Origin of the sequence: Paenibacillus nasutitermitis, from assembly GCF_014641075.1 — a bacterium.
Lineage (GTDB): Bacteria > Bacillota > Bacilli > Paenibacillales > Paenibacillaceae > Paenibacillus_Z > Paenibacillus_Z nasutitermitis.
Window position 1 is genome coordinate 1 of the sequence record NZ_BMHP01000020.1, and the last position, 25,437, is coordinate 25,437.

At 46.7% G+C, this 25,437-nt stretch carries 22 protein-coding genes, 2 pseudogenes and 1 riboswitch; of the genes and pseudogenes, 22 read left to right on the plus strand and 2 right to left on the minus strand.

The window, feature by feature from the left end; all coding sequences use genetic code 11:
- The first annotated feature begins 865 nt into the window (after positions 1-865).
- From IEY46_RS35765 to IEY46_RS37190, 16 genes are all read left to right on the plus strand, one after another.
- Positions 866-1,879, plus strand: a complete 1,014-nt coding sequence (locus IEY46_RS35765; protein ID WP_189001049.1) for a DUF6528 family protein — start codon at positions 866-868, stop codon at positions 1,877-1,879.
- A gap of 40 nt (positions 1,880-1,919) precedes the next feature.
- Positions 1,920-2,969 carry a DUF6528 family protein gene (locus IEY46_RS35770; protein ID WP_189001052.1) on the plus strand — a complete coding sequence of 350 codons (1,050 nt, stop codon included), beginning with the start codon at positions 1,920-1,922 and terminating at the stop codon, positions 2,967-2,969.
- Between the two features lie 159 nt (positions 2,970-3,128).
- Positions 3,129-3,296, plus strand: coding sequence for a hypothetical protein (locus tag IEY46_RS36685; RefSeq protein ID WP_229750771.1), 168 nt, complete (start codon positions 3,129-3,131; stop codon positions 3,294-3,296).
- Positions 3,274-3,918 (plus strand): IS630 family transposase, encoded by a 645-nt coding sequence (locus tag IEY46_RS35775; protein WP_229750772.1) that lies wholly within the window; start codon positions 3,274-3,276, stop codon positions 3,916-3,918. The genes IEY46_RS36685 and IEY46_RS35775 overlap by 23 nt, the downstream gene beginning before the upstream one ends.
- A gap of 87 nt (positions 3,919-4,005) precedes the next feature.
- Positions 4,006-5,796, plus strand: coding sequence for a sensor histidine kinase (locus IEY46_RS35780; protein WP_229750773.1), 1,791 nt, complete (start codon positions 4,006-4,008; stop codon positions 5,794-5,796).
- The gene (locus IEY46_RS35785) at positions 5,789-7,240 is read left to right on the plus strand and encodes a response regulator transcription factor (protein WP_189001058.1); all 1,452 of its coding nucleotides are present in this window, start codon (positions 5,789-5,791) and stop codon (positions 7,238-7,240) included. The genes IEY46_RS35780 and IEY46_RS35785 overlap by 8 nt, the downstream gene beginning before the upstream one ends.
- Positions 7,241-7,344: 104 nt before the next feature.
- The gene (locus tag IEY46_RS35790; protein ID WP_229750774.1) at positions 7,345-8,268 is read left to right on the plus strand and encodes an ABC transporter permease; all 924 of its coding nucleotides are present in this window, start codon (positions 7,345-7,347) and stop codon (positions 8,266-8,268) included.
- Positions 8,268-9,149 carry a carbohydrate ABC transporter permease gene (locus IEY46_RS35795; RefSeq protein ID WP_189001064.1) on the plus strand — a complete coding sequence of 294 codons (882 nt, stop codon included), beginning with the start codon at positions 8,268-8,270 and terminating at the stop codon, positions 9,147-9,149. Before IEY46_RS35790 ends, IEY46_RS35795 begins: the two co-directional genes overlap by 1 nt.
- 62 nt (positions 9,150-9,211) lie before the next feature.
- Positions 9,212-10,846, plus strand: coding sequence for a type 2 periplasmic-binding domain-containing protein (locus tag IEY46_RS35800; protein WP_189001067.1), 1,635 nt, complete (start codon positions 9,212-9,214; stop codon positions 10,844-10,846).
- 73 nt (positions 10,847-10,919) lie between these two features.
- On the plus strand, positions 10,920-11,162 hold the full coding sequence (locus IEY46_RS35805) for a hypothetical protein (protein WP_189001069.1): 243 nt from the start codon (positions 10,920-10,922) through the stop codon (positions 11,160-11,162).
- A gap of 64 nt (positions 11,163-11,226) precedes the next feature.
- Entirely contained in the window at positions 11,227-11,382 is a 156-nt protein-coding gene (locus IEY46_RS35810) for a hypothetical protein (protein WP_189001072.1), read from the plus strand.
- Positions 11,349-11,918: a DUF6528 family protein gene (locus IEY46_RS35815; RefSeq protein ID WP_268239565.1), complete on the plus strand. Its 570-nt coding sequence runs from the start codon at positions 11,349-11,351 to the stop codon at positions 11,916-11,918. The genes IEY46_RS35810 and IEY46_RS35815 overlap by 34 nt, the downstream gene beginning before the upstream one ends.
- Positions 11,919-11,952: 34 nt before the next feature.
- Positions 11,953-12,933, plus strand: a complete 981-nt coding sequence (locus tag IEY46_RS35820; RefSeq protein WP_189001078.1) for a DUF6528 family protein — start codon at positions 11,953-11,955, stop codon at positions 12,931-12,933.
- The gene (locus tag IEY46_RS35825; protein ID WP_189001081.1) at positions 12,914-13,759 is read left to right on the plus strand and encodes a sugar phosphate isomerase/epimerase family protein; all 846 of its coding nucleotides are present in this window, start codon (positions 12,914-12,916) and stop codon (positions 13,757-13,759) included. Before IEY46_RS35820 ends, IEY46_RS35825 begins: the two co-directional genes overlap by 20 nt.
- Positions 13,760-13,815: 56 nt before the next feature.
- Complete coding sequence (locus IEY46_RS35830; protein ID WP_229750775.1) at positions 13,816-14,652, plus strand: glycoside hydrolase domain-containing protein; 837 nt, start codon at positions 13,816-13,818, stop codon at positions 14,650-14,652.
- The gene (locus IEY46_RS37190) at positions 14,546-15,070 is read left to right on the plus strand and encodes a glycoside hydrolase domain-containing protein (protein ID WP_373288961.1); all 525 of its coding nucleotides are present in this window, start codon (positions 14,546-14,548) and stop codon (positions 15,068-15,070) included. The genes IEY46_RS35830 and IEY46_RS37190 overlap by 107 nt, the downstream gene beginning before the upstream one ends.
- A gap of 137 nt (positions 15,071-15,207) precedes the next feature.
- Here the strand turns inward: IEY46_RS37190 and IEY46_RS35835 are convergent.
- Positions 15,208-16,407, minus strand: a pseudogene (locus IEY46_RS35835) (IS110 family RNA-guided transposase).
- Between the two features lie 595 nt (positions 16,408-17,002).
- Between IEY46_RS35835 and IEY46_RS35840 the strand changes: the two are divergent.
- The 6 genes and pseudogenes from IEY46_RS35840 to IEY46_RS35865 all read left to right on the plus strand — a co-directional run bounded on the left by IEY46_RS35840 (position 17,003) and on the right by IEY46_RS35865 (position 25,059).
- Positions 17,003-17,911, plus strand: coding sequence for an Ldh family oxidoreductase (locus tag IEY46_RS35840; protein ID WP_268239566.1), 909 nt, complete (start codon positions 17,003-17,005; stop codon positions 17,909-17,911).
- A gap of 163 nt (positions 17,912-18,074) precedes the next feature.
- Positions 18,075-18,152, plus strand: a riboswitch (ZMP/ZTP riboswitch).
- A gap of 50 nt (positions 18,153-18,202) precedes the next feature.
- Positions 18,203-18,922: an IMP cyclohydrolase gene (locus IEY46_RS35845; RefSeq protein WP_189001086.1), complete on the plus strand. Its 720-nt coding sequence runs from the start codon at positions 18,203-18,205 to the stop codon at positions 18,920-18,922.
- A 195-nt stretch (positions 18,923-19,117) separates the two neighbouring features.
- A pseudogene (locus IEY46_RS35850) lies at positions 19,118-19,714 on the plus strand (tyrosine-type recombinase/integrase).
- Between the two features lie 265 nt (positions 19,715-19,979).
- Positions 19,980-21,725 carry an ABC transporter ATP-binding protein gene (locus IEY46_RS35855; RefSeq protein WP_189001088.1) on the plus strand — a complete coding sequence of 582 codons (1,746 nt, stop codon included), beginning with the start codon at positions 19,980-19,982 and terminating at the stop codon, positions 21,723-21,725.
- Positions 21,715-23,457: an ABC transporter ATP-binding protein gene (locus IEY46_RS35860; RefSeq protein ID WP_189001091.1), complete on the plus strand. Its 1,743-nt coding sequence runs from the start codon at positions 21,715-21,717 to the stop codon at positions 23,455-23,457. The genes IEY46_RS35855 and IEY46_RS35860 overlap by 11 nt, the downstream gene beginning before the upstream one ends.
- A 687-nt stretch (positions 23,458-24,144) precedes the next feature.
- The gene (locus IEY46_RS35865; RefSeq protein WP_189001094.1) at positions 24,145-25,059 is read left to right on the plus strand and encodes a phosphotransferase; all 915 of its coding nucleotides are present in this window, start codon (positions 24,145-24,147) and stop codon (positions 25,057-25,059) included.
- 173 nt (positions 25,060-25,232) lie between these two features.
- Here the strand turns inward: IEY46_RS35865 and IEY46_RS36690 are convergent.
- Positions 25,233-25,437: GNAT family N-acetyltransferase (locus IEY46_RS36690; protein ID WP_229750777.1), on the minus strand; the 205-nt coding region annotated here is incomplete at its 5' end.

A 25,437-nucleotide genomic window follows, 5' to 3' on the forward strand; every position in this document is an offset into this window, starting at 1 on the left:
AATTGGGATAATCTGTGTTTTCTAGAGTTCGTATAATTAATCTTTCTGTTAATAATTCCACCTATATTGCCTCCGTTAGAAATATAAATTCGTAACTCCTTTGCTTAAAAGCCGACCTAACGTATAAAACTATTTTACCATTCAAAAAAGTAAGTTCAATATTTTTCTGTCTAAAAGACAAAAGAAAAGACACCAGTCGGTAACTTTTCAAATCTTTTATGTTGCTCTATTCGTTTTCCTCAAGTTCGTCTTTGAATACGCCAATCATCAATAACACCACGACCCTAAATCCGTACTCAAAACAGCTTTCAGCCTGCATATTGATGATTCAGTCCCGAAAATCAGTAAAGCAATTTGAACGACGAGGACAAGGCAAGGTTTATTGCTATTGAAAATCTGTATTCTGCCATTTCCGAAAATGACAAGAATTTGATCTCATTCCCAACGATAAGCAGGGAATCGCATTTTGAAGGCAGCAAGCCAGTAATGACCGACTGCACATTGTTGAACTCCCTCGGTACGATTTAGTTTTCTCACGAATGCTCGCTTATTCGCAGGATTTCACCCTTGCAAAAAATACAGAAAGAGAGTAAGGGGGACCGTCCAGCAGACCAGGACAACATGAAGGCGCGATGAAATAATTATCACACGCGGGAATGGGATAAAGTTCTTGTCCTTTGCTGGGGACAAGAACTTATATCCATTGTCGATTCGAGACAAGAACAATATCTTTGCTTCATGATCTTGATGATTCCGAGAAAATTACATAGCGAATCTTGGAATAATTCATATGAAAATGAGAGGTGGGGGAGATATACTTTTAGTTGAAATAGGTATAAACGGAAAATGAGAAGGGAGGATGAGGATGATGCACAAACTACTCATGTTGATCAAACACAGTCGGCGGAAGAAAGCGCAATTGCTGTACTTGATTGCAATCGTCTTGTTTGTTGCAGGAAGCGGGGGGATTCAACCGAAACCGGCAGCTGCTGTAACAAACGATTGCAACATTGGGGCGGGAGACCAAGCCTCACATCAGATTCTTGTGTTCGACCCGAATGTAACGGATTGGAATTCAAGCAGTGCACTGATGTGGTCCTGGTCCCCCAGCGCCTCGAATGGATTTTCCAATCCAACACCCGGCTGGGGTCAGCCGACCGATATGAAGCTGCGCAGCAATTGTTCGTTAGGAGGCGGCCAATGGATGGCGGTTACCGATACCAGTGGACTAGCGGCGATTATTTCGTATCCGGGCGGCAGCAAGAAATGGTACCAAAATACAGCCGCCAATCTTCAATCCGCCGAGCTGCTGCCCAACGGGAATATTGCAATCGCTTCCACTTCCTCGGGCGGGTGGGTGAGGGTTTATAATTCGTCACAGGGTGCATCGTCCTCTGCCTATGATCAATATGTATTGGTAGGCGCTCGCGGCGTTCTTTGGGATCCGCTGAAAAATGTCCTTTGGGCAGTAGGGGACAATGATTTAGTGGCCTTGCTGGTGCAAGGATCGCCGGCCGCTCCGACGCTCAAGGAGTCGTTCAAGGTGGCTCTGCCATCTTCAGGGGGGCACGAGCTTCAGCCTGTCTACGGAAATAAGGATCGGCTATGGGTCAGCTCAGACACTCTCGTTTATCAATACATCAAGTCCACAAAAACGTGGTCGTCCACCTACAGCGGAGCAAGCAGCATCAGTCGTGCAGGTGTCCGAAGCGTAGGCAACCAGCTGTCTGGTCAAGCGGTGGAAACCGTTCCAGGCGGTGGATGCACTTTGAATTCCTGGTGCACGGACACCGTGGATTTCTTGTCGCCCGGCACGACAAGAGTTAAAACTGGAGCAGCCTTTTACAAAGCAAGAATATTGAATCCCGAGTATCAGTAAGAAAAAGAACGTCTACCATTGAAAAAAGGAGGCCATGAGGATGTCACAAACAAAAACGGGAACAAAAGGTGTGTTCGGACGGGGAAGCCTGACGACATGGCGTTATATCACTGGTTTATTAGTTCTAGCATCCCTGCTTGCCCTTGTAGCGATCGTGCTTCAACCGCTGCCGGGATCGGCGGCAACAACCGATTATAACGTTGCCGTAACCGACCAGTCAGTTGGCGGCAAGATACTTGTGCTGGACCCGAATGTGCCCGACTGGAATTCTGCCAGCGCGATAAAGTGGTCCTGGGCACCGAGTGCAGCGAACGGATTCTCCAATCCGACGCCCGGTTGGGGCTTGCCATCCAGCGTGAAGCTTCGTGAGAGCTGCGTATTCGGTGGTCAATGGATGACCGTGACGGACTCGAAAGGTTTTGCGGCGATTATCCCATACCCAGCAGCAAACGATAAAAAATGGTCAATCAATTTGACAGCGACTCCTAACTTGCATGAAGCGGAGCTGCTGCCGAACGGGAATATTGCGATAGCAGCCAGCAGTGGGGGATGGGTCCGAATTTACACTTCGTCGCAGGGGCCGTCGTCCACGGTAAACGTGCAGTTCAATCTCCCTGAAGCCCATGGTTTATTGTGGGATCCGCAGCAAAATGTCCTTTGGGCGTTAGGTTCCACCTTGAATGCCTTGACCATCGGCGGGACCCCTGCTGCACCCACTATAACCCAAAAGTCCAGTGTTGCCTTGCCTACCTCGCATGGGCATGAAATGCAGCCGGTCTACGGAGATACGGACCGACTGTGGATTAGTACAGGAACGACCGTCTATCAATATATCAAATCGACGAATACGTTCACGACCAGCTTTACGGGTAGTGCCGGTATCGGACGCGTAGGCGTCAAAAGTGTAGGCGATCAGCCATCTGGACAGGTTATTGAAACCGTTCCGGATGCAATCAAAAGTCCTCCGGGCGGCTGCACGGCAAACAACTGGTGCACGGAAACCGTAGATTTTTTCCTGCCGGACATGACCCGAACGATGACTGGAGCTCGATTCTATAAAGCGAGGATTTTGAATCCGGCATATCAATAGCTTCAACCGGCATCAACCTAACAAGGGCTATCTCGAAATTCAGGGATAGCCCTGTCTCATTTTTTGATCTATATAGACCGTATTTATTAAACGAACAAGTTAAGCCAACTGCCAAAATTGGGTAATTAGTTGTAACGAAAACCCGAGGTGGCGATGAAGATGAAAAACGTAGAAATCGAGCAGCTGACCGTAGCAATGAGAGAAGCAACAGATAAACGCCTTTATGAAAGGTTCTTGGCCGTTCGTCTTCGTTTGGAAGATCACTCCTCTGGTCAACCGCCGAAGCTTACAGAAGAGCAGCGCCATGCTCAAACGGATGAACTTTAGCTTCACTAAAGCGACCTACTCGATGGCGAAGGCCGATGAGGATGCCCAGGCCTTGTTCCGCAAACAAACCTTTGTTCAGCTCAAGAAGCAGGTGGAAAACGAGAAAATTGACCATCTACTGTTTGAAGGTGAGTCGATGATCCGTTCCTATCAAGCGCTGCAATACAACTGGTTCCCGCGCGGTAGGCAACGCAAAGTGCCGACGTACGGCAAGCATGAAGGCGCCAAATTATTTGGAGCGATCAATTACGAGACCGGACAAGTGCATCATCGGGAAGAAGAGAAAGCAGATGTAGCAGCTTTCATTCGGTTTCTGGAAGATCTGCTTACCGCTTACCCGACCGGAAAAGTCGCATTGATTCTGGACAACGGCCGCATTCACCATGCCAAAGTGTTACAGCCCTTTCTAAAGAAACATCCACGTTTGCAGTTGGTCTTTCTGCCGCCGTACAGCCCAAATCTCAATCCGGTGGAAGGATTGTGGCTATGGCTCAAAGCAGATGTGGTCAATAACATTTTCTTTGAGAAATTCTACAAGATCAGGCTTCATGTGAGTCAATTCATGAAGCGAATCAACAAACATCCTATGCGTACAATCGATCGGCTACTTGTTCGGTACTGATCTTAATTGCGGTCTATATAGAATAGTAATCATTACACCAAGAGTCGGACGCGGTCAGGTAGACGGGGATCCGGGAAGGGGAAGGCAATGTTTTTTGCATATTTGAGGAAATATTCCATTCGGCTGCAATTTCTCTCTTTAGGCATTGCTATTCTTCTCATTTTGTCGGTTGCTGCTTTATGGGGATACAATCAGATCCTGAATATTACCTATAAACGCAACAGTGACTATACGATTGAAATGTTTTCGACCATCAGACAAAATATCGCTTCCAACACCGATTCGATAAATCGTATCCTGCCCAACATTGCTTACAATGAATCGGTTCAGGAGTATCTGCTGGAGGAGGATCGATTGAAGCAATTTGAGCTAAAGAATAAGCTTGAAAAGCTGTTCGTCAACCTTCAGTCGATGAAGCAGGGCATAATCAGCATTGTTTTGATCGGCCAAGGGACGATTTCGTATAATTGCGTCGGCTGCCTCGATTATATTCCCATTTCCGAAATTCCCGAACGAACAAGCGCCTATTATTCTGGAGTTCGATATTCTCCCTTTTATAAGGATTATGTCCTTTATGTGGGTGTGCCGGTCTATGATACTCTGAAAATGGTCACTACAGAGAAAAAGATTGGTTTTGCGGTTATGGTGCTCAATCTGAACGCAATCGCCCCCCGAGTCGATAATCTATCGCGGAAAATCGCCGGCAACTTTTATGTGTTGGATCGCAACAACGTCATCGGATCCGGCAATAATTATCAAAAGATCGGTGACAAGCTCGAACCCGAGCTGGAGAAGATTATTTTGGATGGGGGGAATTCGGTTACATTTCACCAAAACGGGAAAAAACTCATCGTTCACACGGAATCGATACCTGAGATCGGCGGCAAGATTGTCAGTGTACTTCCGGTAGAGGAGCTTTTTCATGGTCTGGAGGAGGTGCAAAGGCTGATGTTCGGCATGTTCGTCTTATTGATTGTCGTCATGTATGTGCTGTACATTGCGATCAGTCGCAACATTCTACATCCGATCCGAACTTTCATAACTTTTATAAACGAGATTCGTTCCTTGGGTCTGAATCACCTAAGCAGACGAGTCTCATTGGAAGGCTATGCAGAAATTAGCATTATGGCAAGGCAATTCAACTCCCTCCTCGACGAAATTGATGACTTGACCGCCAAATTGGTCGACACTAAAACGCATATATACGAGCTTCAGCTGTATAAAAAACAAGCGGAACTGCAATATTTGAAGAGTCAGATCAATCCTCATTTTTTGTACAATACATTGGAAACGATAAAAGGCATCGCTTACGCCAAGGGTGTTCCGGAGATCCGCGAGATGACGAATGCGCTCAGTCGAATATTCCGCTACAGCATTAAAGGGGAGGAACAGGTTAGTGTTCAGGACGAAATTGATATCATTCAGGCTTATATCAGTATTCAAAAGGTGCGGTTCGGGGACCGGTTCAATGTGAGCTATGAGTTTTCCCCCGACTGCTACGATTGCAAAATCATCAAAATGATTCTGCAGCCGTTGATAGAAAATGCGGTTTTTCACGGAATCGAGCCGAGCCTTAGCAAAACGACTCTAACTGTCGGCTGCAGCGTGAACGCGGATAACAATTTGCTGTTTTGGGTCCAGGATGATGGCGTAGGAATGGAGCTTGGAAAGCTGGAGGAAATCAGGGAACAGCTGGATTCCGCCTTTTCCATCGTACCCGGTGACCTTCCCCAAAGATATATTGGAATCCTTAACGTTAACAACCGTATCAAGTTCGCTTATGGAACCGAATACGGAATCATAGCGATCGATAGTGTCCCAGCGGAGGGGACAAAGGTAACTTTCATGCTCCCTGTAAAGGTGGATACCCATGTTTAAAGTGATGCTGGTGGACGATGAAAAGTGGATCCTGGAAAGTCTGAAAGGAACGGTTAATTGGCAAGAACTCGGGTTTGTCATCGCAGGCGAAGCGTATAACGGAATAGAAGCTTTCGATAAAATATTGGAAATCCGGCCGGACGTTGTCTTTATCGATATCCGAATGCCGGGAATGAACGGGATTCAACTGATCAAGCGGCTGCACGATGCCGGGTTGCCTGTACAGTGCATCGTGGCGAGCGGTTATGCGGAATTCGAATACGCCAAGCAGGCGATGCAGTATGGTGCGGTCGGATATTGTTTGAAACCGTTCGATCAGGAAGAGATTATCGAAATATTAATGAGCGTGAAGGGCAAAATCGCCCAATCACAGCAGCTGCTTCAGCACACTTTACTGAATGCCATATACAGCGAGGATGGAGATCCGTCGACATCGGAAGCTTCTGTCCGCCACTTTTTTGAACGTCTAAACCTATGGGGTGATCCGGATGAAGGCTTTCTCGCAGTGACGATCCAGGGTGGGAGCGGCGAAAGGTTTTTCAGTGAACAGCACAGCATTCCGATTCCGATTGGCCGAGGAAAGTTCGCTTATTTGCTGAGGGGCCATGTAAGTGCAGACGTGCATGAACGATTGGCAAATCACTTATCGCCGCAAACGAAAGGCATTGGAATCAGCCCGGTATTTATGGATATCGGACGCATTCGGGAACACATTGACGCCGCGAACATTGCATCCTATTGTTATTTTACCGCAAGAGTAAAGATATCGAAGGAAGCTGGATCGAATCCCCCGGATGAATTAGAAAGGTTTGCGATGCAATTTCTGGATCAAGGAATGAAAGAGCAGGATGCGAGGATTATTCGGCAAGGCTTCGACCTGCTCGAAACCCGTTTTAGAGAAGGTCGGTATGATATAAGACACGCGTTCAGGCTGTATAACCTCGTGCTGTCATTTGTTTACCATGCGGGGATCTGGAGGAGTGACTATGAGGAACGATATATGTACGATTATGATGAGTTGGTGTCCGTATACGGAAACGTAACGAACATGCTCGAATATCTCAACCACGTGGTGATGGAAGGCTTAAAGTCGCCTGCTGGGGATACAGCCGAATTGAGCGGAGACGAAATTCTTCCGCAAATCGTTCAGTATGTGAACGGGAATTTCCGCGAGCATCTTTCCATTCAAAATATATCCAAAAGGTTTTTCATGCATCCCAATTACTTGAGCTTTTTGTTTAAAAAAGAAATGCAGGTCAACTTCACGAAATATTTAACCGATATTCGCATGGACCATGCCTGCAAGCTCCTTCGGAGCACAGCCTTATCCGTCGGGGAAATCGCGGAGCAATCGGGATACGGCGACTATTTTTATTTCGCCAAGATCTTCAAGAAGCATACGGGCGTAACCCCAACTGAATACCGTTTGCCAGGGAAAGTGTGAATTTTACATACAACACCTTGGTAATTTTCATATGGCAATGTCCCTGATTCCCTTATACTCAAAACATCCAATAGAAAGCGCTTTATAGAAGAGGGAGGATGCGGTTGGGGACAAAGATAAGCTTAGTTAAACAGATGAACGAATACAAATATTTATACCTGTTGGTCTTGCCGCTCATCGTTTATTATGTCGTGTTTGATTATGCACCGATGTACGGAATTATTTTGGCATTTAAAGAGTTTAATTTTGCCAAGGGAATCTGGCAGAGTCCCTGGGTCGGCTTCGACAATTTTAAGGAAATCTTCGCTCTGGACGATTTCTGGGTGGCGTTTCGCAACACACTGATCATTTCGATTGGCCGTCTTGTTTTCGAATTTCCTGTTCCGATTGTAGTGGCGCTTTTGATCAACGAAGTGCGAAGAGCCAGATTGAAAAAGTTTTACCAGGTCGTATATACGTTCCCTCACTTTTTGTCATGGGTTATTGTAAGCGGCATTATGGTTAACTTTTTGAGTACATTCGGAGTTGTGAATCAGCTATTGGATTTAGTCGGACTTCATAAAATCAATCTTCTCGTGGACCCTTCCTACTTCCGAAGCTTGATTTATAGCAGCAGCCTATGGAAGGACATGGGTTGGGGAACGATCATCTATCTGGCGACCATCGCCTCCATCAATCCGTCCTTATACGAAGCGGCCAGCATTGATGGCGCGAACCGCTACCAACAGATGCTGCACATCACATGGCCGGCACTGAAAGCAACCGTAGTTATCCTGCTCATTCTGCAGGTCGGACGTACAATGAGCTCGGGCGGCGGTGGGTTCGACCAAATTTTCAATTTATACAACCCCGCCGTTTATGATAAAGCCGATATTCTGGATACGTACATTTACCGGCGAACGTTCGCAGTAGGGGGAAGCTATGGTACCTCCACCGCTGTAGGGCTGTTCAAATCGATCATAAACTTCATACTATTGGCTGCTACGAACCGGATTGCCAAACGTATGGGACAGGATGGGATTTACTGATGGGAATAAAGAGCAATGCCGGTTTGTCCAGTGTGCTGATCAATACGCTGCTTTTGCTTCTGGCGCTCGTGACGGTGCTGCCGTTTTATAATGTGTTTATTACGTCCTTTGCCGACCCTGCCTCCGTGGCCAAACAGCAATTTTATTTGCTTCCGACAAGCTTCAGCACAGCCTCTTACAAGATGCTCCTGAACGGCAGTAATGTCGGCCTGGCCTTATCGAACACGCTGCTTGTCACCGTACTCGGCACTGTAGTTAATATGCTTGTTACCTCCTGCGGGGCTTATGCGCTGTCGAAGAAGGGAATGCCTGGTCGAAATGTGATGATGGCCGCCATCGTATTCACGATGCTGTTTGGCGGCGGGTTGATTCCTTATTATTTAACTATCAAGAGCCTGCATTTGATCAACCACTTCAGCGTTATGATTTTGCCGGTGGCCGTCAATACGTTTTTCCTTATCATTATGATCAGCCACTTCCGCTCCATCCCGCCCGAATTGGAGGAATCGGCCAAAATCGACGGTGCTAACGATATTTATATTTTGTTCCGGATCGTCTTGCCGATCTCGAAACCTACATTGGCAGCAATCACATTGTTTTATGCGGTGTCGAGATGGAATGAATGGTATCTCGCGATGCTGTTCGTGAACGATCCGAAGAAACACCCGATGCAGTTGTTTTTGCGGAATATGCTGATCGACGTGACGAAGATGAGGAGAGATGACATGGGGGCAGACATGCTGTCGCAGATCAGCCAGATTTATCCGGATGGCTTGAAGATGGCGTGCGTCGTAGTTACCATGCTGCCGATCATGCTAGTCTACCCGTTCCTGCAAAAGTACTTTGCGGCAGGGGTCACGCTAGGTGCTGTGAAAGAGTAAGCTAACTAAAGTTTTTAGGACTGCTGGTCTTAAAATATACAATGAAAAAGGGGAGGAACACCATGGGAAAGAACAAAAAATATGCGGCTGTGTTATTATCACTTCTTATGTCCATTACTGCTTTGGCGGGCTGTGGAGCTGACGAAACGAAGAAAACGGAGCCATCGGCACAGGCGACTGCAAGCTCGAATAATAGCAAGAAGCTCGATGTCTCTGTCTCGTTCTTCAATATCGGCTCTGCGTTTCCTGATCGCAACTCGGACCAATTCTTAAAATTCATTCAGGACAAATTCAACGTTAATTTCGTTGATAAAGTGATCAGCTATGCCGATTACAAGGAAAAGTATCAGCTTTGGGCGGCTTCTGGCGATCTTCCGGACATAATCAGCGACGATGTGGTGAATTCAGAACAGTATTATTCACGGATCAAGCAGGGTATCGTTCGCGCTTTACCGTCTGATTTGAGCAAATACCCGAATGTGCAGAAAGTGCTGCAGTTGGATGATACGAAGTCGTTAAACGTGGATGGCAAGTATTACATGATCCCGCGGCAAACCTATACCAAAACCGACCAATGGGCGATTGAGCGGGCGGTTGTGGTCCGTAAGGACTGGATGGATAAGTTCGGCATTAAGGATCCTGTCACCTATGAGGATTATCTGAACATGTATAAGGCTTTTGCCCTGCAGGATCCAGACGGTAACGGTAAAAATGATACGGTCGGGCTGACGTTCCGTGCAAACAGCAGCTTCCTTCTTCCGATCGCGGGAGGAACGTTGCCTAATGTCATCAACGGCTCTTGGGTGAAGGAAAACGGCAAGTACATTCCTTTCTTTGCATCGGATAAAATGAAGGATGTCGTCAAGCAGCTTCGCCAGCTGTATACCGAAAAGGTTATGGATCAAGATTTTGCGATCATGAAGCCCAACGATGGTTTTGACAAGTTCGGCCAAGGTAAGGTAGGAGCGTTGGCTGTTCAGGCTACGCCGAACGCTATAAATAATATGAAAAACTCCTGGGAGAAGTATAACAAAGACAAGAAATTCGAAGATGTTATCAAAATCCTTCCGATTTCCTGGGCCTCTCCGAGCGGGGAGCGTTATCGGTACACTGCGGTGACGTTCTGGTCGGAGAGCTACTTCAGCTCCAAGGTGGATGACGAGAAGATGGACCGCATCCTGCAAATATACAATTGGCTGCTGTCGGATGAATTTGTCAAGTTCAAGCGTTACGGTTTCGAAGGAAAAGACTTCAAAAAAGAGGGAGACAAAATGGTCGTTACCCGGGAGCTGAATGCGGACGGCCGATATAAATCTCTCGGTTCGCTGTATCCGTCATTCGGCGGTTTATTCGGTGCTTTGGCAGCGTGGGGCCAACAGCTGGAGTTAGAGGAAGATCCCATAAACAAAATCAACTATGGAGATCAATTATGGACCATGACCCAAAGCGCATACAAGTCCAATGTGGAAAAACTCAAGCCTGTGCCTACTAATTTCAAAGTAGAGCTCCTATACACGCCGGCCAAGTCTAAGCTGAGTGCAATCAATGCAACGGAAGACGTTACCAAAGTCATTCTCAGTAAGGATGATCCTGTGGTGATGTGGGAAAGTATTGTCAAAGGCTATGACAACAAAGGGCTGCAGCAGGCGATTAAAGAAGTGAACGACGAAGTGCAGAAGCAAGGACTCGATAAGTAATAGAGTGATTTTGGACGGAAACCTCCCCCAAGACTTCAACGGTGGGGGTTTCTGTGATAATCGGGGGTTTTCCATGAATCGCAAACTGTCATTCTGCTGTTCGATACTACTGGCCGCTGCGATTTTCGGGGCGATGACTGGCTGTGTCGGTCCATCAAATGGCTCTGCAGTCAAAGATTTTGACATCGCGGTGACTGAACAGGAATCGGATCAAATTAAGGTATTTGACCCGAGAGAAGCCGACTGGAGCAAGAAAAGCGCGCTGAAATGGTCTTGGTCTCGTCTCCCAGATCCTCAAATGGATTCGAAGGCTTGACATCAGTCTGGGGTCTTCCAACTGAAGCGAAGGTCCGGAAGAACGCCAAATGGGGAGGCAATGGATGGTCGTCACTGATTCCAGGGGCTTGGCCGCTATCATTCCTTATCCGTCGGCGAACGGCAAGAAATGGGGGCTGGATGTTGGCGGCAATCCGCATTCCGCGGAGCTGCTCCCGGGCGGAATATTGCAGTTGCCGCAAGTACTGGCGGTTGGTTAAGGGTATACACCTCGTCCCAGGGACCCTCTTCAAGTACACATGCCCAATATGCCCTTCCCGGTGCACACGCGGCTCTGTGGGACCCCGGTATGAATGTTCTCTGGACCGCCGGAACCGAATATTTGGTCGCGCTTCAGGTAAGCGGCACGGATGCAGAGCCGATTCTCAAGGAACAATTGAAAATCAATCTTCCGACCAGGAATGCGCATGTCGTTGAGCCGGTTTATGGGAATACTGATAAGCTGTGGGTTGCTTCTGGATCGAAGGTATACCAATATATCAAGTCAACGAATCAATTTGATCTCTCTTATTCCGGCAATGCCCTCATCAGTCGCGTCGGTGTGAAAAGCATTGGCAACCAATTGTCCGGTGCGGTGTTGGAAACCGTTCCGGAAATGGCCAAGAGCCTGGCGGGTAAGTGCACGGCCAACAATTGGTGCACGGATACCGTAGATTTCTTTTCGCCTGACTCATCGCGTACAATTATAGGATCACAAGTGTATAAGGCGCGTATTTTGAATCCTGATTATCAATGACCGGAAACCAAGAGCATTGGGGTGATTTTCTGAAATGGAACAATGGGATACGCCAAGGAAGTTGCGAACAAATGGTACGATACCGGAAGGCGCTGATACGACAGGTTATTGGATCGCCGCAACGGATCAGGCCTCTCACCAGATTCTGGTGATGAATCCGGCCGAACCGGATTGGAACAGCGAACATGCGGTTGTATGGTCCTGGAGGCCTGAGGAATCAAACGGCTTCGCTGATTTGTTGTCGGCCTGGGGGCTTCCGACCGATGCAAAGCTGCGGTACAACACCGTCTGGGGTGGTCAGTGGATGGTCATCACCGACTCGCTGGGGTTGGCGGCGATCATCCCATACCCTGCTGGAGACATTAAAAAGTGGGGGCTGAGTGTCGGCGGGAACCCGCATTCAGCCGAATTATTACCAAACGGAAACCTTGCAGTTGCTGCGAGTACCGGCGGCTGGGTAAGAGTGTATACCTCGTCCCAAAGCTCCGCGTCGGCAACTTATGCCGAATATAAGTTGCCGGGCGCCCACGGCTTGGTATGGGACCCCCAAAGACAAGTGCTGTGGGCCGTAGGGAATGACCATTTGATTGCCCTTGAGATCAATGGCACGGATGCGGACCCGATTATTCGGGAGACAGTTAACGTCGCCTTACCGACACGGCACGGCCATGATCTGCAGCCGGTTGAAGGCGATTCGGACCGACTGTGGGTGAGCACGGGCAGCCGTGTGTACCAATTTGTCAAATCATCGAATACCTTTGATTCTGACTATCCCGGTCAAGAGGCAATTAGCCGTGTCGGTGTGAAAAGCGTTGGAAATCAACCGTCCGGCCAAGTGGTGCAAACCGTTCCGAAGACATCGGGAAGCCTTTACGAGTGGACGACAGACATCGTTGATCTGTTTATGCCTGATGGGAAGCGGATTCGGACCGATGCCGCATTCTATAAAGCACGAATCTTGATTCCGATTATCGGTAATGGAAAGGAACCTACTCATGAACATGAATTCGGTTAACCACCGGTCCAATCCTGCCTTATGGCCAATAGGTACATCGTATCGTCTTGAGGCGGTGAAGCAGGCAGATGAAGATCTGGAGGCGCTGGAGCGTGCCGGCATCCGGTACCTCGAACTCGCCTGGCGCAATGAACAATTTGATATGTTCGATCCAAAAAATGAGCAGTTTGTCGATTCTCTTATTCATCGAGCAAGAGCCCGGGACCTCGATATCTGGACGTTACACTTACCCTACGGATTACCTTGGGACATTTCGAATATCAATACACAAGAACGGAATGAAGCGGTAGGCCGACACTTGCGATTGCTGCGGTTAGCCCATCGCTGGAGCATTGGCACGGTAGTCCTGCATCCGAGCTGGGAGCCAATACAGGAGTCCGAGCGCCGCGAGCGGTTGTCAGCCTGCAAACTGGCACTAGCTGTCTTTGCTGAAGAAGCGGAGCGACTCAGCATTCGCATCGCGGTAGAATGCTTGCCTAGAACCTGCCTCGGCCATACATCGGACGAAATGGCCCAGCTTATGGAGGCAAGCGATCTTATCGGCATATGCTGCGACGTCAACCATCTGGTGCAGGAGCCGCCGGAAGCATTTATCCAGAAAATGGGCGACCGCATCTTCACCGTCCATATGTCCGATAACGACGGACAGGATGAACGACACTGGATGCCCGGAAAAGGAGTGATTCAGTGGTTCGCCGTCCTGCAAGAGCTGGCTCGTGCGGGATACCAAGGCCCGTTTGTTTTTGAAGTGCGCAATTTTATTGCAGCCGAATTGAAGGACTGTTGGATACGGCTTTTGGATGAGTATAATTCGACGAGCGAGTGAAAAAAGGCGAATACCGTGAAAATGCAAAATAGATTAGCACACAGAAGGAGGGAAACATGGTGTTCAGCTTAGAAACAAGATGTCTCAGTTCATTGGCAAAGGTTTTTCCGGATCAGGAGCTGACCGAACTCCCTTTTTGCCGGGCGTCAGCCCTGCAGCAAGAAACGTATGCTTTTCAAGTGGCATATCGCGTACGGGGGGTTGTAGAGGCATTGAAGAATATACTCCTTCATATCGAATCTCCCCTTGCTGATCAAATCACGATTCGTACCGTCGGACTTGCACCGTCCGAACTACCCTGCTATGGCGATCCCGACGAAGACATATTACGATCAACACCGGGTCTATTTCCGGATCCGCTCTATCCCATGCGAGAATCGGAAGGGATTAAGATCGTACCCAACCAATGGCGTTCGATTTGGATCACGGTTCATGTGGATGGCGGTATCCAGGAAGGTTTATACCCCATACGGCTCATTTTCGGCAACGATTCCGGAGAAGAATTGGCAGGGGAAACGTTCGAATTGGAAGTGATCGAGGCCATGCTGCCGGATCAGAAGCTGATTCATACGGAATGGTTTTATGCTGACTGTATCGCCGAGTATTACGGGTTGGAGGTATCTAGCGAAAACCACTGGGACCTGATAGAGAAATACGTCATTACCGCATATGCTCACGGCGTCAACATGCTGCTTACTCCTCTTTTCACGCTTCCGATTGACACGTTGAAGGGAACAGAACGTCCGACGGTTCAGCTGGTGGAGGTTTGGAAAGACGGAAGTTGCTATGTGCAACAACATCGGTATTCGTTACGTGGAGTTTTCTCATCTCTATACACAATGGGGCGCCAAACATCCACCGAAGATTATCGCGACGGAAGAGGGGGAGTGTAAACGGATCTTCGGTTGGGAGACAGACGCTGCTGGTGATGATTACAAAAATTTTATCGCCCATTTTCTGCCAGATCTTGTCCGCTTCATTGAAGAAAATGAGTTGGAAAAGCGATGTTATTTCCATATTTCAGACGAGCCCCATCTGGAGCATCTGGTTTCCTACCAGCATGCAAGCCATACGGTGAGAAGACATATTAACAACTTTCCGATCATCGATGCGCTGTCGAATTTCGAGTTCTTCGAGAGAGGTGTCGGACGACAAGAACAACAATACAACGGAAGTCGCATAAATTGCGGCTTTTTAATTTTTTGTATAGAAGTTCTTGTCGTTTACTCAAGACAAGAACTTCTATACAAAGCCGTATTAGGACAAGAACTTCTATACATTGCCGTAAGCCAATATTACACGAGTTATTAAGCTATTCCAGCTAATAGCTTGTCAATATTTAATTATTAATGGCCGATTCCAGGAGTGGTATACTTAAAAAAAGATATGACAAATAACCGTCCCCTTCGGCACAGGAATATATTTCATCTTATTCTATTTCATGCCGATCATTCTAGCCGAAATGCTTCTTTTGAAGTCAAGATGGCAAAAATCCAGTGAATGAGTTTGTTTACACAAGCAATTACCGCTACTTTGAACAGCTTTCCTTCCGCACGCTTTTTATCGTAGTAAGCTCTTAGTTTCTTGTTTCTATTACTACGAATACCACATCGCACAGCTTGATACAGGGCTGTACGAAGTCTTCTGGAGCCATGTTTCGTGATTCTATTTTGGGTGGCCACAAACTTACCTGAAGCAAATACACTGGGATCAACACCAGCAAAGGCCACCAGCTTCTTTGCGTGATCGAACCGATCGATTTCCCCAATCTCAGCCAAAATTGTTGCAGCAATTTTAGTGCCGATACCGGGTATCGATTGGATTAAATCATATTCAAGTAACTCTTCAGCCAGGGTCTCTATCGATTTATTAAGGTCTGCTAGATGGTCCTGGTATTGAAGAAGCAGTTTGATGAGCAGCTGCATGGAGATCAAATGATTTGGAAAAGCCGTCTCCTTAAAGGGATTTCGCCTTGCTGCCGCTACTAAGATTTGAGCGTGCTCCGAACACCATAAAGCAGATCTACCGCGTCCTGTAAGGCACCCAATTGTTGCTGTAATCTCTTCCACAGTCATATCCAGGACTTCTTTAGACGTTGGTTGTAAGGCTAGAAATCGAAGTGAAACTTTCGAATAGAGGTCACCGAACACGCCATGGTATTCAGGAAAAACCTGATCTAGAATAGCCTGGAACTGCAGCTTCGCTTGAACATACATACCCGTTAAAGATTCATGCTGACGAGTGAGATAGCGTAAATTCATGAGGTGCTGACCCGTTTTTTGATGGGTTCAAACTCTTCTTTATAGAACAGCGCCCCAAGTTGATAGGCATCAGCAGCATCCGTCTTGACCCGTCTCAAATTAGTTTTTTTTGCTTCATATGAGATTAACGGATTAATGACGATGTAGAGATACTGGTGTTCATCAAGAAACTGAACAACAGGGCTATGATAATGGCTTGTTGCCTCCATCACAATGCAAGGGCTCATCCCTGCAGCTGATTCCACTGCTCTAACATAATTAAGAAAAGACGATAATCCCTCTAGATCATGATTAAATCTAAAGATCTTCCCATGAGGTACTCCACGGTCTAAAAAAGCTTGTGCATGGCTCTCTCCCTTGGACATCCAAACCAATGACTGGATTCATGACATCACTCCTGTAGTATTTTCACCGGCAACCCCTAACCTTCTTGTCTTCCACACTATCGCATGTGATACGGGATCAACGTCCCAACCAGCCTAACCATGGTTGAACAAGTAGGGGGGATGAACAGAATAGCTCTCGGGATCCAAGTCCCACGGGCAGAAACGTTCGATCCCCGGCTACCGCTATCTTACGACCACACAAAAATGAGGTCCACCAGAAAGATCTGGTGACCTCATAATACGAAAGGGCAGGATTGTGAGTGACAGTACTTTTGAGATGCCGAGGGACGGGCAAAAAAGTTGAGCTACAGTATCCATCGGTAACTTCAACTCGTTAGAGTAGTAACAAATTGAAAGAATGTTTAAAAATAAGTGTTGCATGCATCTGATTGGAAGGATACAATTGGAAAAATAATATTCAGAAAGATGTTCGGTTGTACTTTGAAAAAGGGAACGGAGCGGAACTAAAATGCCTGAGTCAGTAAAAATAAGTATTTCTGAGATGACTCATTGGTGTAAGAGTATTCTACGTCAATGGGTGGAAGATGACTATGTTGTAAACACGTGGACAGAAAATACAAATCAATCGTGATATTATTGGTGATTTTCCAAGAGGTACTGCACGGCTCGAATCAATTATTGATAGAATTAATAGTGGAATTGTGACTAAGCAATTGGAAGTCACAACGGAGCATATTACACCAATTTCAGCTCGTGTTTTTTCTACTTATAGAAATTGGCCTGATGAAGTCGCCAGGAAAGGTGCGTCACTTGCATCATCCCTAGCTGATACGTATGGAATTGGGATCGTCGCGGTGCCTAAACCGAACATCATTGGGGAAGGATTAAAACCGATTTTATCAGCAAACCAAATAGGGTTAATAATAACGCAAAACAACCCATTACTGAATAAAGGCATTACCGATCTAAATGTTATTGGTAATAATCCGCTTGCAATATGTGCACCAGGTACCCCGCCCTTTTTATTTGACGGTTCTTTAAGTACTCATGATATTCGTCACTCAGCGGTCGGGCTAAAAGAATATGCTGACCAATATGGAATACTTCCTCCTGGAATCGTACAAGATGCAAATGGTGAGGCATCTCAAGACTTAAATATATTGTATAAGATTCTCGAAGGAGATCGAAGTTGCGGATCTTTTCCGCCCTTGGGTGGAACTAAAGGTCTTTGGTTAGCAATGGGTATGGAGTTTATTGCAGGTGCATTAACTGGGGGATTTTTTGGAAATGCACCAGGTAAACCCTGGGGAGAAGGGGCTATAATATTTGCATTTGACTCAAAATTATTTAACTCAGCTCATATGATCAAACAAATTCAAGATTATTTGAAGCAGTTTAAGACCTATCCAGGATATCATTCTTTTGAAATAAGTAATCAAGTAATGAGCAGGGGATGGATTGAATATCCCAAGAGTCAACTAGATTCAATTATTCGTGTCAGCAACAGATCAGGTATCAATATGAATTTCGAATCATTACGCTAACGGAGAACGATAGCACAGCGGTGGAACCGATCCATCGCTTGTTTTGCATTGCTGGAAATCCGCTCAGCTAACGGGCAGTAGAGCGTGGTAGCCGTTGGTGTTGGTTAAGCCATGGTCATAATTGATTTTACTAGCAGTAATTGCTATTATAGGAAGTAATTTAGAACTTATATGTGACTGGCGAAGCATGGGGATCCATGAGGAAGCATATAAGTTGGAGCCGTACGCCTGGGCAGAGGTAAGGGGAATTTCCCCTTACCTCTTTATGTTTACTCGAGAGGAGCAAGAGCAGTGAAAACAGTTCAACACTATTTGTACGATAAGCTATATCCCGGAAGAACGCTTATCGTAGGAATGACTCCTTCCGGGTCACATTATGTACAGGTGTATTGGATTATGGGGAGAAGCGCGAACAGCCGTAACCGCGTCTTTGAACTGGATGGATGGAGCGTAAAGAACAAAGCGTTTGATCCCGCCAAAATGGAAGATCCATCACTTATTATCTATTATCCTATTCGACATTGGGAGAACGTGCACATTGTCACGAATGGTGATCAAACTGATACTATCTATGATGGGTTGCAGCATAGCCGGACCTTCGAACAATCGTTAATGCTTCGAGAGTTTGAACCTGATGCTCCGCACTATACACCGAGAATTTCGGCCGTGATTAACACAGAACTTAAACAGTACAGTTTGTCGATTTTAAAAACACATGAGAACGACCCTTCCGTTTGCTTACGTAATAGTTATCAATACAGCAAGTTTAAGTGTGGCATTGGTCACTGCATTCACACGTACAACTCGGAGCAGAATGGTGTACTAAAGCCATTTGAAGGCGATCCTTTCGAAGTACCACTATTCGATTCAATTAATGAAATAGCAGACTTTTACTGGGAACGTATCAATGCTGAAAACAAAATCGCATTGTTGGTAAAGTTTATTAATGTTTCAAATCAAAATATTCAATTCCAAATTCGAAATAAGCATTCAACTAGGGTGAAACGTTAGTTAAGTGCACTTGGCGATCTCGATATTTCAGAGGTCACACTACAACTGTTAAAAGAATACTTAGCGAAGCAATCTGGCCGGTTAAAGCCAAGCAGCTTAGGATATCGAATTCGCTTTGTTCGGTCGCTTTTTCGCTTTGCCTATGAAGAAGCATATCTGACTTCAAACCCGTCTCTAAAATTAAGAGAACCCAAGATGGAGAAACACATTCCTAAGTTTTTAATCGAGGAAGATGTGATCCATTTGAAGATTTCATGCCTATCCCTTCGGGAACGAGCATTACTTGAGTTCCTATACAGTACCGGTCGCCGAGTTGGAGAGGTAGAGAAGATAAACATCGAGGACCTGAACTGGGAGAACTGCTCTGCAATTGTCAATGGCAAGGGCTCAAAGCAGAGGGAGGTTTACTTCACGACCGAGTGCAAAGTGCGGTTGAAAAAGTATCTGGCCAGTGAGGACTCCTCTAAAGCATTATTCGTAACCGATACCCATCCTACTTGACGAATGGCCATTCCTACCATCGGATGGGCATTGAAACGGCTTGCAGATCGGGGAGAGCTCGAAGCAAATGTATACCCGCATCGGTTTCGTCATACCTATGCATGCCAGCTCCTAGATAACGGAGCGCCTTTAGATTTCATTCAAGGTATGTTAAGTCATGAAAAAGCATCCACCACTCAAATATATGCTCTGCGCGGCGAACGCCGGCGCGAACTTTATCGCCGGTTCTTTTCAACGTTAGCTACTCGGTTACGACCAAGGTTCCGCCTCCGCCGACCGCCTAGATGGTAATCGTTAGATATGAAGTTTTATGGTCACCAACTGTAGGAGGCAAACTAACCGGGAGCTCGCCCCGACTAAGAGTGAATTAAAGATTTATCCACTTTATAAGATCAACGAATACTTCGGTAGCAGGAGTGAACTTCAAGGACCGTGCCAAGCTTGTAGGGTACAGTCCTTTTTCAAAAAGTCAGGCGAAAATAACTGTGGATATAAATGGAAAACTATTATAATATCGATACAGGTATATAACCTATTCCTTTTTCGGAGGGTGAGTATGGATAAATTAAGTTCCTTCCAGATTTACAAATGGATGTTAAGCTTTGTTACCCCTTACCGAGGACTGTTGATCCTGCTGGTATTATCCGGCGTCGTGATCGGCAGTGTGGAGCTGGCTTTCCCAAAAGCCTTGCAATTCTTGATCGATACAAGCATTCCGAGCGGCGAAACGGATAAGTTCATTCTCATTTTGATAGGGATATCCGTATTGATTTTCCTGATGGTTGTAACTATGGCTTACCGTAACCGGATCGAGCGCAAACTCCGCGAATATGCTGCCCGGGATATCCAGTGGAGCATGTTTCAACACCTACGGACGCTGGGTTACCCCTATTTCGAGAATAAACCTACAGGGGATACCTTGGGATTGCTGCAGAGCTCCGTCAAGGCTGTGCAGGAAATATACCGCATCTATTTGCCATCCCTACTATGGAGAAGTATCTTCGCCCTTATCAGCCTGGTCTTTATGGTTCAAATTAGTCCGCTTCTGACCGGCCTTACCCTTGTTTCGTTTATGCTCTACTATTTCGTTGGACCGATACTCGAGAAGAAATCCTCGCAGAACAAAAGCCAAGCCTACCAATACGGCAAGGAATATGACAAGCAAATTTACGATTCAGTATCGGCTATAACGGAAGTGAAGGCCTACTCGGCTCAGCCGTGGATCATGGACAATTTCCGAAAGGTACATAAGCAATATTCCAAACAGTGGTTAAAAGCGTTGGCGATTTTCCATTTGTCCGAAGTGTTTCGCCGGTTTACGTATTATGTGGGAGCTGTTGCCGTTCTACTTTATGGGCCTTATTGTGTCCATAACGGAACAATGCTGGTAGGGGAGTTAAGCGCCTTTATTTTGTATTATTTCACTCTGATGGCATTGCTGACAGCGATTATGACAGACATTACCGAGCAGAAAATACTGCTTCTCCAGGGAGAGCGACTCTACCGATTTGCTAGTGAAGTTCCACTTCTGCAAGAGCCTGATGCGCCAATTTCCTTGTCTAATAGGTCCGGAACCATACGATTCGAGGGGGTATCCTTTGGTTACCCTAACGGTCCGATGTTGTTGGACAAACTGAATCTGACTATTCACCAAGGAGAGCGAGTCGCCATCGTCGGCGAAAGCGGAAACGGCAAGACGACGGTAATGAAGTTATTAAGCCGATTCTATGATCCAACTGAAGGCGTTATTTCCATCGATGGTATTCCACTCCCCCTTATCCCGCAATCGGAGTTGTCTGACTTGATCGGTTATGTTTTTCAGGAAACGTACTTGTTCGGAACGAGCATCCAGGAGAATATCCGGTTCGGCAAGCCTGATGCGTCTGATACAGAGGTCCAGGAAGCAGCGTTGAGGGCATATGCACACGAGTTCATCCTGGCAACCAAGGATGGGTACGAAACAGAGGTAGGCGAGCGTGGCATTAAGCTCTCAGGCGGGCAAAAGCAGCGGATCTCTATTGCTCGGATGATGCTCAAACGGCCGGCAATCGTGCTTCTGGATGAAGCAACGTCTGCACTTGATCGGGAAAGCGAGATGAGGGTACAACAATCGATTCGGGAGCTGCAGGGAGCGACTGTTATTGCAGTGGCGCATCGATTGTCCACCATTCAAGACTTTGACCGCATTCTAGTCATGGATCAGGGACGGGTTGTGGAGCAAGGAAACTGGCAGGATTTGATCACTCAGAGGGGGGCGCTATATGCGCTATGGACAGGGAGGGAGTACATGGATGCCCAATAATCGAAATGTGAACTGGCGTTGGTTATGGCAGTTCGTTAAGCCGATGAAGAAGATCCATGCCTTTATGCTATTCCTCATGTTATGCCAATGTGTTATTACGCTTGCCGTGACCGGAGTGCAGAAGTTCATCATCGACGACGTTATCCTTGGGCAGAATTACGACAAGCTTCCCTTGTATATCGGCCTCTTCATTGTCGTATTCCTTCTGTTCCTGGTTCTCTACTATGCCGTGGCCCACTATATTTATTTTCTCCGAATGGAAACGCAGCATTTAGTTGCAGCAAAGTTTATGAGTGCCGTTCTCAAGCTGTCACAGAAGGATTTGCACGAAGAGAGAACAGCCGCTTTCGTCCATTACATGAGAGAAGACGCGGATAATGTGGCCCAGGTGTTGACGAACCGTCTTCCTCGGGGGATACAGCATTTGTTTTATGTCGTTACCATCTTGTCGATTTTTAGTCAAATGGGTTTTGGAATTGTCATAGCCAGCATCGGATTAATCTTGATTTACTTGGTGCTAGGAAAATATACAGCCCCTGTGGTGAGAAAAGCAGCGCGGGAAATCTCGGAGGAACGAAGCAAGCTTGGCATTCTGATCGAAGAAGGGATCACCTCCACTCGGGAAGTGCTGTCATACGGGAGACAACAGTGGGAAAAACAACGGTATCACACCCAGTTCCAAGCCTTATACAAAAAGGTTGAACAGGAAGGCAAGAAGGCCAACTTGCAAATTCTTTTGACCGAGCCTATGAAATGGGGCATTCATGTAGCCCTGTTAGGGTTCGGGGGATATAGCGTCATTCAAGGAAGGATTTCGCTTGGAACCTTTTTGGTAACGTACCAATTTATCGCGCAACTGATTAACTCCTTCCAGAACCTGTTCAATTTCAGTATGGACATTTCCCGCGGTCTTTCCTCGGCGGAAAGGTTGCAGAAGGTGATCGCGAAAGTAAAGTCGTCGGAAGGGACTTATATGCAACAGGGACCTGTATCGGAGATTGTGTTTAAGAAAGTCGATTTCTCTTATGAACTTGATCGTCAGGTACCGGTCCTGGATAACCTATCCTTCACGATCCCTATGGGTAAAAAAATTGCCTTCGTCGGCACAAGTGGAGGGGGCAAGTCGACAATTGCCGCCATGCTCATCCGTTGTATCTCCCCGAATGGGGGAGAGATACTGGCAGATGACGTCCCGCTGTTGGAGTGGCAACAGGAGCATTGGATGAAACGGATCGCCTTCGTCCAGCAAGAGCCCTATTTGCTACCGGCTTCAGTAAGAGACAACATTACGTTTGGCCTCCCGTCTGCGGACATCGCCATCCGGAACGCTTGCGAGCAGGCGCAAATTCATGCGTTTATCCAAGAGATGTCGGATGGGTACGATAGCATCATAGGGGAGCGTGGCATCACCTTATCGGGCGGGCAGAGGCAGCGACTTGCACTAGCCCGAGCTCTGTTGCGCGACCCGGAGATTCTCATCCTGGATGAAGCAACATCCGCACTGGACCTTGAAACGGAACGTCAAGTGATGAAGAGGCTGGACTCGATAAGGGCCGGAAAGACGACGCTGATTATTGCTCACCGGTTATCCACGATCCTGAACGCTGACTTGATTATTGTGTTGGATAAAGGCAAAGTGGCTGGGATGGGCGACTATGCTCAGCTATTGAATAGCTGCGAGCCTTTCAGCAGACTGGTTTCGATGGATCGTGAGAAACAATATTCTGCTTGAAACGGGGGATCAGCAAACATACGATATGCAAGTTGGTAGTACGTCCGATGATAATGAGTTTTTCAAACAAATGATTATGGATGTTTCCAAGAGCAGCATTGGAGCGTGCGACCAAACACATTGGTTCGTACAGATGGCTTTTTTATTTTTTATGAAAGTGCATAGGTAGGCGAGCGAGGCGAGGCTATACAACTTCTTGTCTTTTATCGATATATGTTCTAGACCTCCTATAAGAAGTCATGATGCACAAGGAGGCTTTTATTCTTCATACAGACATATGTATAAAATACTACGTAATATTAATATGTAAGTTTTGTTGACCAAGCTTTGAATCTACTGTACTTTCATATAGTGTTCCACATTATATTTGGACATCCACAAAAGAGAGTGTGGGAGGTCCTTTTTTTGTGGCAAAAATGATTGCGGCGGTGATGGTAAGTGGGATCCTTTTTTCATGTATTCTGTCCGGAATGAGTTGCCAGTAAATATAGGCTGATTGTTTACGATTCTAAGAAGGAGCCTTTTATTCCCAAACAAGCAAGTGCGTTCTCATCGCTGCTAAAAACAAGCGGATATGAGAACTCCAAACTGAAAACAAACAACTGGAGGATGAGTTCGGGACATGAAGGAAAGACCGGCTAAACCGAACGTTTCGCCGTTGTAACCGATGGAGGAGGCAGACAATTCATGGGAGGAACGAATGTATGGGATGCGGAGTGGGAAGTTAACGAAGAGCAGGCGCGGACGCTGATCGGCAGACAATTCCCTCAGCTGTCATCGAAGCAAGTGAAGCGATTGGGCTGGGGCTGGGACAATACGGTTTTTCTCATCGGTGACGAGTACGTGTTCCGGTTTCCAAGAAGAACGATTGCAGTTGGCTCGATTCGTATGGAAGGGAAGCTGCTGCCGATGCTGGAGGCATATATGACCATCCCCTATCCGAAACCTTTGTTTTATGGTGAAGCAAGTGACGAATACCCGGCACCATTTCTTGGCTATACCTACGTGCCGGGGGATTTTCCTATCGGCTTGACAGAAGAACGCCGGGCTTTATCGGCAGAGACGCTAGCGACATTTTTGCGGAGATTGCATGAGTTTCCGGTGCATGCTGCGCTGAAGTGCGGAGTTCAGCAAGATCATCGAAACTTGACGGACATCGCATCGCGCAAAGTGAAATTGGAGGGTTTTCTATCGAAGGTGTTTGTACTCTTATCTCCGGAAGAGTTCGGTGCGATCGAAGGTTACATAAGCGGGCTGCAAACGGGCCGTGTCGAGGCTATGAATGTGCTGCTACATGGCGATCTTCATTTCAGAAATATGCTGGTGAATGAGAACGGGATCGTTTCCGGCATTATTGATTGGGGAGACCTGAGCGTCGGCCATCCGGCTTGCGATTTGAGCGTTGCTTACAGCTTTTTGCCTCCGTACGCTCGCAGCGTATTTTTCGAAACGTACGGTGGGGCGGACGAGGAAACGAAGCTGCTGGCGCGGCTGATCGCGGTGTACATCCCTGTTCTGATCTTGATGCAGGCAGTCGATGACGGGAATGAAGCGATTGCAGCAGAGGCGAAATCGAACATCATGCGGGCACTGTCGGAATAGGCTTATTATTTCGTTGTGGCTATGGGGCTGGTTATCGGCTCCATTTTGCCGTTAAATGCCGCGGTACGATTCTCCCGATCCGATGCCGCTTTATGTTGAGGAACAAGAATTTCAACAGAGTAAGTCGTTAACGGACGAATAACGGTTGTTTAGCTGTCTTTGGCATTTAATGCTTATACTGTAGGGTAAAATCTATAATATTTATAGTCAGAAAGCTTACCCTCAGGTTGTTGCATTAATGATGTTCTAAAGTCGATAAATTGATAACCGCTTCGTTCCAAGACTTTTTGTGATTTAATGTTATCCACCCCAACAGTCCCGATTAAATATGGTATTTTGTAGTATTCAAAAACCCACTTTGTAACTGCTATAGCAGCT